The 11,103-nt window shown below is 48.8% G+C and carries 7 protein-coding genes and 1 pseudogene; 5 read left to right on the forward strand and 3 right to left on the reverse strand.

Annotated features, from left to right (window positions below; translation table 11 throughout):
- The 5 genes from V6C93_RS14925 to V6C93_RS14945 all read left to right on the forward strand — a co-directional run.
- The coding region (locus tag V6C93_RS14925) for an SMP-30/gluconolactonase/LRE family protein (protein WP_333477457.1) at positions 1–580 on the forward strand (580 nt) is incomplete at its 5' end.
- Between the two features lie 28 nt (positions 581–608).
- Complete coding sequence (locus V6C93_RS14930; protein ID WP_333477458.1) at positions 609–1,538, forward strand: ABC transporter permease; 930 nt, start codon at positions 609–611, stop codon at positions 1,536–1,538.
- 93 nt (positions 1,539–1,631) lie between these two features.
- Positions 1,632–2,162: a hypothetical protein gene (locus tag V6C93_RS14935; RefSeq protein WP_349262719.1), complete on the forward strand. Its 531-nt coding sequence runs from the start codon at positions 1,632–1,634 to the stop codon at positions 2,160–2,162.
- A gap of 667 nt (positions 2,163–2,829) precedes the next feature.
- The gene (locus V6C93_RS14940) at positions 2,830–5,622 is read left to right on the forward strand and encodes an adenylate/guanylate cyclase domain-containing protein (RefSeq protein WP_333477460.1); all 2,793 of its coding nucleotides are present in this window, start codon (positions 2,830–2,832) and stop codon (positions 5,620–5,622) included.
- A 192-nt stretch (positions 5,623–5,814) separates the two neighbouring features.
- On the forward strand, positions 5,815–6,645 hold the full coding sequence (locus tag V6C93_RS14945; protein WP_333477461.1) for a DUF3153 domain-containing protein: 831 nt from the start codon (positions 5,815–5,817) through the stop codon (positions 6,643–6,645).
- Positions 6,646–6,688: 43 nt separating this feature from the next.
- Here V6C93_RS14945 and V6C93_RS14950 read toward each other — a convergent pair whose 3' ends face one another.
- From V6C93_RS14950 to V6C93_RS14960, 3 genes and pseudogenes are all read right to left on the reverse strand, one after another.
- Positions 6,689–9,337 carry a HEAT repeat domain-containing protein gene (locus tag V6C93_RS14950; protein ID WP_333477462.1) on the reverse strand — a complete coding sequence of 883 codons (2,649 nt, stop codon included), beginning with the start codon at positions 9,335–9,337 and terminating at the stop codon, positions 6,689–6,691.
- A 167-nt stretch (positions 9,338–9,504) separates the two neighbouring features.
- Positions 9,505–10,071: a Uma2 family endonuclease gene (locus V6C93_RS14955; RefSeq protein WP_333477463.1), complete on the reverse strand. Its 567-nt coding sequence runs from the start codon at positions 10,069–10,071 to the stop codon at positions 9,505–9,507.
- Positions 10,072–10,221: 150 nt separating this feature from the next.
- Positions 10,222–11,103: pseudogene (locus V6C93_RS14960) on the reverse strand (ATP-binding protein); the annotation flags it as partial.

Below are 11,103 nucleotides of genomic sequence, written 5' to 3' on the forward strand. Positions count from 1 at the left end.
AGGCGAGAGCTGGCGCAAGCTGCACGATCATCCATCTACAAAGGCTGAGGCGCTATCAAGTTTCCGCCCAATCGTCGAGGGTCGTCCACTATTGGAACGTCAGCCAGATGGAAAGACCAAGCCAATCAAAATGGGGTCAGATGGGATTGCAATTAGTGCCGATGGGTCACGTCTGTACTACTGCCCGCTTGCCAGCCGACGGCTCTACAGTGTTGCTATTGATGCACTAGTGGAGCGATCAATTGACGATAGCGCCGTTGCTGCAACCGTAATTGATGAAGGAGACAAGGGCGGTGGTGCAGATGGACTCGAAACAGACGCGGCAGGGTACATTTACGCGACGAACTACGAACACAATGCCATTCTGCGTCGCCGTTCGGGTGGAGAGTGGGAAACGGTAGTACACGACCCCCGCCTTCTGTGGCCCGATACGATGTCCGTTGCGGCAGATGGATACCTCTACGTCACCGCAAACCAGTTGCACCGTCAGGCGAAATATCAAAAAGGGAAAGACCTGCGCCAAAAGCCTTACACGCTCTTTCGCGTTCGCATCGATGCTCAACCAGTTCTGCTGCGGTGAGGAAACAACCCCGGTATTCCCTCTTGAAATGACTTCTTTTTTATCAGACTACTTAGTTGCCAGCCTACGCCTCTGTGTGCCCCTAGCGTTTGCCGCCTTGGGCGGACTCTGGTCAGAACGTTCAGGTGTCCTGAATATTGCGCTAGAAGGGATGTTACTCACAGGAGCATTTGTTGGCGCGGCGGTAGTATTCTTCACGGACAATGTCTGGATTGGTACCCTAGCCGCCCTCGTTGCCGGAGGATTGATAGGACTGGTTCATGCCTATCTCTGCGTCAGCTTGCGTGTCGATCAACTCGTCTCCGGTTTAGCGATTAACTTGGCAGCAGCGGGGTTAACGGCCTTCTGGGCAAGAGTCATTTTTGCAACGAATAGCACTCAGCAGTTACAGGGATTTGCGTCCATCGGCATCCCGCTACTGAAAAATATTCCTATTCTTGGCTCTCTCCTATTTAATCAAGACCCCTTAGTCTATTTTCTGTTTCTCTTAGTCCCTTTGAGTACTTACCTGCTGTTTCACACCAGTTTAGGTTTAGCGCTCAGAGCTGTCGGGGAATACCCTAGAGCCGCTGATACGGCTGGGATATCCGTGGTTTTAGTACGATATATCAGCGTTATCCTTAGCGGTTGTCTTTCAGGATTAGGCGGCGCTTACCTCGTGTTGGTACACGTTCGATTCTTTACAGAAGGCATGAGTGCGGGTAAAGGCTTTATTGCTTTAGCCGCTTTGATTTTCGGTCGATGGCACCCCATTGGCGCGGTTTTGGCTTGCTTGCTCTTTGGTGCGACAGAAGCACTGCAACTGCGAATTCAGGCGTTTAATCTTCAGATTCCCTACCAGTTTCTCAGCATGTTGCCTTATGTGATTGCTTTGTTCGCGTTGGTGGGATTGGCAGGAAAGTCCACACCACCTGCTGCTCTTGGCATGGCTTATGTCAAGGAAAGTCGCGATCGCTAAAAATGATATGCACTTTGAGCAATGCCGTGTTTCTAAACAACAGTGACAATAAAAGTAAAGCAGTTTGACGCCATTGAATTGGCACAGTCGAAAGTGAGTTCAGAAAACAAAGAAAAATTCCGAATTGAGTACCAAACGGGAAAAATCGCATTTGAGCGGGGTGAGTATCGCGCTTCTATAAAGCATTTAGAGGCGGCATGTGCCCTGATGAGCCGAAGCTCTCGCTTAGGGGGAGAGGCGCAAATGTGGCTAGTGACCGCTTATGAAGCCGCTGGGCAAAGATCGGATGCGATCGCTCTTTGTCAGCAGTTAAGTCGTCATCCCGATCCAGAAACCCGTAAAGAAGGCAAACGCTTACTGTATATTCTGCAAGCCCCTCAGCTCGCTAGACCAGCGGAATGGATGACGCAAATTCCCGACTTAGCTGCGATCGCAGAAAGTGACCCCAAAGACCGTCGCATGGGTCAAAGTTCAAGCACAACCAGCAAGCGCGATCGCAAAGACAAAGTCGAACCAGAAGCGATCGATCTCACTCAGGTGAACACCAAAGATAATCAATTTGTTTGGGTTGCTCTGATTGCACTCCTTGTGACAGTAGGAGGGTTAATCTGGTTCGGGATTTGATTTTTAACATAGGTAGATAGCCAAAGCCTTCCTCCCCTATCCTGGCAGGCATTGGGCGAGGTTAACCGAACAGTATGGAAGCGAGTAGGGTGTGATCGGACGCACCCTATTTCTGTCAGTTACCTTGTTAGACTGATATTTCTCAGGATACTTAACTGCCAATTGTTTCTCAGGGTGGTCAGCTAATCATCATTCATTTTTGCACAATATCCCTCTTATAGTAAGGGCTTCAGCCCTGGCTATAGGCAACTTAAATGCATATTAGCTGAGTAGGGGACGTGATAGTCAATACCTGCCTAGTTTGAACAAAACTGTATAGAATACTAGAATTTCTTGAGCTTGATTCAGGGTGCTATTGAGGATTTTCCTCACTATTTACGCTTAAGGACTGCAATAGTCTAGTTGTAAATTCAGAAATCTGCCTCATATCTGATGTATATAGGCATAGTAAATAAAAGCAGATATAAAAGTTTGGATTATTAATAATCTAACCTTAGATTTCTGTGGGGATAACTAGACAACGTTTAGCGAAGCGAACATTGAGCTGGATACAGAAGGGAAAGGGAGAAGTATGGAAGCTCAAGGAGAAAAAATAAATTTTCTTCCTCAAAACCAATCAATAGCGTCATCAGGTATGCTCAAACGGCTGGTCAGAATTCCTCAAAAAATGCAACTACGCCTCCTCTTAGTGCTGCCTTTTGTGTTGCAAATTTTTCTAGCCGTCGGAGTGATCAGCTATCTCTCGGTACGTAACGGACAGCAAGCCGTCAATGCCGTTGCCAGCGAATTAAGCCGCGAAATTAGCGATCGCATCCAGCTTCGTTTGCAAACTGATTTGGAAATCCCTCAGCAGGTGAATCAAATCAATGCGGATGCCATTGATTTGGGTTTGGAGAAATTAACCGATCTTCCAACGCTCGATCGCTTCTTGTGGCGGCAAATCAAAAAGTTTGATACGTTGACCTCTATCCATATTTCCACGCCTAACCAAGGATACATGGGTATCTTCCGACGCGAGGATGGTTCCATTACCATCGACATGACCCATAAAACCACGGAACGTCAGCAAAACTGGGCAACTGATAGCCAAGGAAATCGCACTCAAATCCTAGAAACCAGCTCAAAAAATAACGTTTGGGAGCAACCTAAATATCAAGCAGCCATCAAAGCCGGTAACCCGACTTGGACGGAAGTTTCCCGGAGTTCTAAGGGTGCATCTCTCAAAGTTTGGGCGACTCAGCCTATCTACGATACTCAGGGTAAGCTACTAGCCGTTACGAGTTCTAGTCTGAGCCTGTCACAAATCAGTGAGTTCCTGAGAGGATTAAAGATTGGTCACACTGGACAAACCTTTATCTTGGAACGCAACGGATTGCTGGTTGCCACGTCCACGCCTGAAGAACCCGTTCGCTGGGACAAGAATACTGAAAAACTAGCGCGACTGAAGGCGATAGATAGCAGCAATGCCTTAACCCGTGCTACAGCTAAGCAGTTAGCTGCTTCTTTTGGTAACTTGACTCAGATTAAGAGTAGCCAACAGCTAGAGTTTCAGCTAAAGGGTCAGCGACAATTTATACAAGTGATGCCTTTGTGGGACGATCGCACAACGGGACGTAGTAACCTCCATCAGGGATTAGATTGGTTAGTCGTTGTTGTCGTGCCCGAAGCCGACTTCATGGGTCAAATTCATGGCAATACCCGCACTATCATCCTCCTGTGTGTATTAGCCTTGATGCTGGCACTGCTGCTGGGACTGATGACTTCCCGCTGGATTACTCAGCCTATTATCCGCTTAAGTGAAGCCTCTATGGCGATCGCTAGAGGCAAATTAGACCAAACCGTTGAAGTAGAAGGTATCAAGGAACTGAGGGTTCTGGCAACCTTTTTTAACCAGATGGTGGCTCAGTTGCGTGAGTCGTATAGGGTGTTGAAACAGACGAATCAAGAGCTGGAACGTCGCGTTGAACAACGAACAGCAGCATTGCGCCTATCAGAAGAAAAGTTTGCCTTAGCCTTTCGTTGTGCTCCTCACCCCATGACCATTACCACTCTCACGGATGAATGTTATATCGAGGTCAACGACAGCTTTTTGCGCCTTTGTGGTTATGAGCTTCAAGAAATCATTGGTCATACCGCTAATGAGGTGGAAATATGGGCAAATCCAGAAGACCATGCTCGTATCATCCAGATGATTAATGTTAAGGGAGCCTTACGGAATCAGGAGGTGAATTTCCGCACCAAGTCTGATGAAGTGAGGACGCTACTGCTCTCCGCTGAGAAGATTGACCTAGCTGGAGAAGTTTGCCTGCTTTGTATTGGCAATGACATCACGGAGCGCAAGCGAATTGAGCAAGCACTAAGAGAGCAGAAAGAGTATCTACGCTTGATTTTAGATAACATTCCGCTGCAAGTGTTTTGGAAAGATGCTAACTTGGTCTTCCTGGGTTGTAATCAAAACTGGGCAACCGCTGCCGGGATTAGCACGCCAGAATCGGTGGTCGGTAAAACCGACTACGACGTGCTGCCGAACCGAGAAATAGCAGACTTGTTCCGAGTTCAAGACAGTCGCATTATGGAGACGGTGACGCCAGAATTACATATTGTTGCGTCTAAGCCAAGACCCTCAACCGATGGGCAACCCATTTGGCTTGATATTAGTAAAATTCCCTTACAGGACTCAACGGGGAAGGTGATTGGCATCCTGGGTGTTGTAGAAGATATCACCCTGCGCAAAAACGCAGAGGAAGCGTTGCGGGTAGAACAAGAAAAATCGGAGCGTTTGTTACTTAATATTTTGCCTCAAGCGATCGCAGAACAGTTGAAACAAAACCTCTGGAATTTTCGTGAGGATGCCTTCCCGAAGCGGAATGGCAACACCCTCATCGCCGAGCAATTTGATGAGGTGACAATTATGTTTGCGGATATCGTCGGCTTTACCCCACTCTCTGCTCGGGTATCCCCGCACGAACTCGTCAGCTTGCTTAATGAGATTTTCTCTACCTTTGACCAACTGGCACAGAAACACGGTTTAGAGAAGATTAAAACCATCGGCGATGCCTATATGGTAGCAGGGGGTTTACCGATGCCGAAGGAGGATCATGCAGAAGCGATAAGTCCTTCGGACATAGCTTCGCGTACCGCTAAAATGGCACTGGATATGCAAAAAGCGATTACCCAATTTGAAGTAGACAAGGGGGAACCGTTCCAAATTCGGATTGGCATTAATACGGGGCCGGTCGTAGCGGGTGTTATTGGGATTAAAAAGTTTATCTACGATTTATGGGGCGATACAGTCAATGTGGCGTCCCGGATGGAGTCTCAGGGGATACCGGGACGGATTCAGGTTACGGCAAGTACTTATGAGCGTTTGCAGGATAAGTATGTATTGAAAAAGCGGGGAACTATCCCTGTCAAAGGGAAGGGAGACATGACGACTTATTGGCTGATTGACGCTCGTTAATCGAATTCCATTTCTTCTTGGGTCGGTTGTCATATAGCCGTCACCAAGGCGATTAGGAAAGAACCAAATACTGAAACCTTGACCCGTAGCTCGTTTCCCTTCTGCCTACTCCTGCGGAGAACGCTGCGCGAACTGCCCTCCGCCCTCTACCTTTTGCTATACATTAAGCTCAGAGCGTCAGGAGAGAAAGTTGTGAAACCAGCCGTTATTAATTTATTACCGTTTTGCCGTCGGATTCTAGAGCGCTTACGAGTTCTTGGGCTAATGTTGCTGTCAGCGCTACTATTGTCTGGCTGTGTTCAATATAATGTCGGAGTCAACTTCGAGGGTCAGCATCACGGCGCGATCGTGCAGCACATCAAGCTAGGGGAACAGTTGACTAGCTTTAGTAATGAGCAGGCACAGGAATGGCTCAAAAGCATTGAGCAGCGTGCTCGCCAGCTTCAGGGAAAAACCAAGCGCCTCTCTGACCAAGAAATGATTGTGACGATTCCGTTTAGCAATGGTACGGAATTAGAGTCTAAGTTTAACCAATTTTTTAACCCGGTTGCGAAGAAGAAGTCTTCAGGGAAGGCCAGTGAGCCGATAGATTTACCAAAATTAGATTCTAAGTTTCATTTGGCTCAGGGCAACTGGTTCTTGGTGCAGCGAAACAAGTTAACTTACGATCTGGATTTGCGATCGCTGGGTGTCGTCTCTGCCAATGGAAATGTTATTGTCAGCCCTAGTTCCCTATTAGATTTGCAGTTTAGCTTAGAGACACCTTGGGGCGCACGGGAAGTAAATCAAGCAGGGAATTCCCTTCACCCAGAAGTCTATCAGGATGGACATCAGCTAGTGTGGCAACTCCAACCTGGACAGCTCAACCATTTAGAAGCCGTGTTTTGGCTTCCCAGTCCGCTGGGTGTTGGGACTGTTGCGATCATGCTTTTAGTCTTGGGTGGTTTTTATCTCAAGTACAAGGCTTTTCCCTGGACAATCACTGAACCTGTTGCACCTGCTACCTTGTCAAAAGCACAATAGCTATTTTTGTACCTAGAATGGTATGGGGTCTTCCGCTATTGCGTTAAGGGCGTTGAGCCATCTGAGTTTGCCCTGGTGGGCTGGCTAAACCCGCCAGTTTCCTTAGTTCCTGAGCAACAAAGTCAGGCACCTTAGCCTCTGCTCCCTGACGCAAACAGCAATCGTGTACGGCAAGCAGGAAGCCTTGAATGGCAGCCGGGGCTCCCGGCATGGTTGCAGCTTGGCTTAAGAATTTGCGCCACTGTCCCTGATTTTTGCCGTAATTCTCAATCAACTGCAAAGCCGCAAGATATTCGGCGAGGGGGTCGAGGGCAAAGCGGATTTGGTCTTGAGCAGGGCCGATGGTTTGGATGAGACGCAGACGGTGTTCTAAATATTTGAGGCGAGCTTCTGCATCGTCTCCGTTTAATAGAGCCATCGCATCTTTGCGTTTGGCAGTAGCAGGACGATAGGTTCCCTTCAAGCATTCCCAGGCTAGTGCTTTTGCATCTTCCTGAATGATGCGATCATCTAGCTTATCCCCATTCACATCACGGTTGAGTTCGTTTAAGTAACTCAGCATCAGATCGGGAATGTTGTCCGGTAGGGGCGTAGCACCTTGTGCGCCTAAAAGTGTGCCCTCCTTAGCGGCAATCAACTGTTCCGCATACAGTTTTGCCAGTAACACAGTGATGTTGCGCGTTCCCACCATTGTGGATAGTCGGCTACAGGCGTCGAAAAACTCCGTATCTGTGAAGCGATCGCGTTTTCCTCGTTGGGTCAGGTAGGCTTCCATAAAGGATGAGAGTCGATTACCTTCAATCCGCAAAGGTTTGAGCGTGGTTTTGATCACTTTGCCCAAGGTTTCTTCGGTGCGCGAGGTGATAACCAACGCATTGACACAAAAATCCGGCAACTCTGGACGAATCGCCTTGCGCGTCGCCTCACTCATTTCCGAAAGGTGATCGACAATAACGAGAATGCGCCGTTGTCGCAGCAGACGTTCCAGCAGTTCCTCTGAGATTGGATCAGCCTCATTGGTTAAATCTTGCAACTGTCCTCGGATAGCGGCAATGAACGGTGGTTTGTCCGTGGCTTCAAAGTCCAATTCCTCCTCAATTAAGACAGGCAGCATCTGATGTTCACACAGGCGTTCTGCCGGATCATCGGAGGTAGCCCACTTGGCAATTTGACAGGCTAAGCTGGTTTTTCCGGCACCTCCTTCACCCCAAATCAGCAGGCAACCGCGCTGCTTTTTGAACTTGGGCTGTAAATCTTGGGCGGTAAGGTGGGGGACGGTTTCGCCATCGAGGACGACGGGGACGGGGATGTACACGTTGCGATCGCGCACGGTATCCTTTTGTTGGAATTCCTCTCGCACAGATTTTAGGTGTGATGCTACCCAACCATCCAGCACTTTGGGGTGGTAATGGAAGAACCCGACAAATAGGGCATATCGAATGGGTACGCTGATACCGATCACTGGTAGGGGAACATCGGTGTAAGGCTTGAGGGCATTGTTAATCCGTAGCAACCACAACGGGCGCACGCGGAGGAGGATTAACCAGATGAGGGGGACAAAAAGAATGTAAGCGATCGCGCCTAACCACCATTTATGCTGAAGTATCCATTCCAAAGTGCGATCGAATAGGCGGGTTTGTTTTTCAGCTTGCAGTGCCAACAGAGGACGGCGAACAACAGCTATGTATTCCTCTGGAAACTTGGCTTCTGGGTCTTCTACAATTTTGAGAGCTTTCTCTAAGTCCGAGATGTCTTTGTCCAACTCGGTGTTGGATAGCTTCTTGGCTTTATCCTGAAACACACCCGCAATTCCTCCCAGTCCGTTGGCAGCATTGCGGCGAACTTCCACCTTGTCATCTTGTAATGCCGCAATTAGGGCAGGAATGGCGGGTTTGGCTTCTAAACCGATTCGCCCTAAGGCTGAAGCTGCATTCAAGCGAACGTATTTATTCTCATCCTTTAAGGCGGTAATCAGGGCAGGTACGGCGGTTTTCGCTTTGGCACCAAATTGCCCTAACGCATCGGCAGCCCCTTGGCGAACATGTTTGGCTTTGTCTTGCAATGCGCCGATTAGAGCAGGCACGACTGTATCCGCGTCTGCGCCAATGCGTCCTAAAGCCATTGCCGCATTCAAACGCACTTCTGCATTCGTGTCTTGGAGGGTGACGATTAGAGCCGGGACGGCGCTTGAGGCGGCAGAACCGATTTTTCCTAAAGCATAGGCGGCAACTAAGCGCAGGTTTCGATCCGAGTCGCGCAGAGCTTCAATTAGCTCAGGAACGGCTGTAGAGGCTTCTGGGCCAATTTTTCCGAGTGCATAGGCGGCAATTCGGCGAATGTATTCATCCTCATCGTGCAAGGTCGTCAGCAGCGTGGGGACGGCGGCTGAGGCTTCGGAACCAATTTCTGCAAGGGCAGAAGCTGCACGCCAGCGAACTTGCTGATTTTCCGCTTTCAGGGCATTGATGAGAAAGGGAACAGCGGGGGAGCCAATTTTTGCGATCGCATCGGCAGCATCATGGCGTACCCGAAAATCAGTATCGGTGAGTTTCTCAATTAGGGGAGCAACTGGGGTGTATGGGACGGGTTGCGCCCAACTGCTGCCACTTACCTGTAAGAACAGTAATAGGCAGAGAATGACAACCTTGAATACTGCGGCTGTGAGGACTTTAGCTTGAGTGTGTTTAACCACGCACTTACCTCTAGAAGTCTTGTGCCTATTTTAGACTTCACGCGGATGGGGGTCGATTTCGTAACTTTAGCGAGTTCACATTTTGAATCATATTTTTTAACGCAAAGAGCGCAGAGGGGGACGCGGAGGTTTTTGAATAATTCTCCTGCAAATGGAAACTATATCATTTACCAAATTGGAGTCAAATCTAAGACAAATCCTGGCAGTACATTTTCCCCTGAAATTGTAGTTGGTGAGTTCAGTACTACAACATCTTGCTCTGGTTTGTAGATTTCTACCTTCTTCGTTTTAGGGTCAATCAACCATCCCAAACGTACACCGTTATCGATGTACTCTCGCATTTTCTCCTGAAGTTCTTTCAAGGTGTCATTCTTGGAGCGTAACTCGATTACAAAATCAGGAGAAAGCCGTGAAAACTCTTGCTGTTCGTCTTCACTTAAGGTGTTCCAGCGTTCATTACTCACCCAAGTTGCATCTGGCGACTTGATAGCGCCATTGGGTAACGTAAAGCCAGTGGAGGAATCGAAGGTTTTGCCCAAACCTGTTTGTCGATTCCACAACCAGAGTTGACCATATACTTCGCCATTTTTCTTACCTGTCCACGGGGTTGTTGGGGGCATAATAATTACTTCTCCAGTAGCGGCGCGTTCTAACCGCAAGTCTCGGTTCGCTTCACACAGTTTCAGGAAGTCTTTGCTAGTTAGGTTAGGGATGGTGAGGGTGATGTGGTTCATGGCTAGCAGGGTGTACTGGCTTACTCACATTTTGTCAGATGCTTAAATCGTGGGATCAGCTTCGCTGGTGCCGTTCGCGTAGCGTCTCCGTAAGGAGAAAGCAATTGCTTGTTCCTTGTTGCCTGAATTTCTCCACAAGGTTTACGCCGCCTAATTTTGCAAAACCCAACGACGAAACAGTTCTACAATAATCTGCCAGCGTCCTTCCTGTTCTTGAATCACATCGTGGCGCGTCAGAGTCTTGAGGGCTTCTTGTAATGTTTCCTCCTGTAGGGGCGAACGGCTGTTCGCCCCTACGATTTCGTCCAATTGCGTCGTTAATTCCTCAATGCTTAACCCCTGTGGGTGAGGTGCCAATACTTTCAGAATCGCCTGCTGCCCAGAAGCCCCTCGTGCTGCCTGTCCCCAAACGCCATCGAAGTAGTAGCGCCCTCGCTTGAAGAATTCGGGGTCGTTGATGACGGCTTCCACGTCCTCTACCGTGAAGACTGGGTTGCGGGGGCGTCCTTGCTCGAAAACATAGTCATTGTAGCGGCGAACGAGCTGGAATCCTACGAGCTGAACTAAGTAGGGTTGGCCTGCGGTAAGGGCGTAGATTTGGTCTAGCGCTTCGGGGGTGTAGTCGAGGGGGAACTCTTCATCGGGGTTGGCGAGAATCTGGCGGGTAGCTCCAGGTTGCAGGAAGCCAACATGGATGGGGATGACGCTGGCGAAGAAGGGTTGGAAGTAATCGGCTGTCATCTCTTCCAAGGTGTGCAAACCTGCAAATGCGAAGGCGACTTTAGAACTCATTTGCACCAGCCCCCGCAGATATCCCATAAAGTCTGTAGGGATTTTCTCAGCTTCTATCAGTTCCTCTATTTTCTCGAATTCGTCTAGGGCGACGATTAACCCACCGCTAAGATGTGCTTCGACCTGTTTTAAATAGCGTTCAAAGGTACGGTAGGGAAGGTTCAGCAAATCTGCATCCGTTGGGGGTGTGCAGCCTACTGCATCGGAAATTGCATCAGTAATTGCCATCAGTACCTCCCC

It is taken from the genome of Allocoleopsis sp. (assembly GCF_036703385.1).
GTDB lineage: Bacteria > Cyanobacteriota > Cyanobacteriia > Cyanobacteriales > Coleofasciculaceae > Allocoleopsis.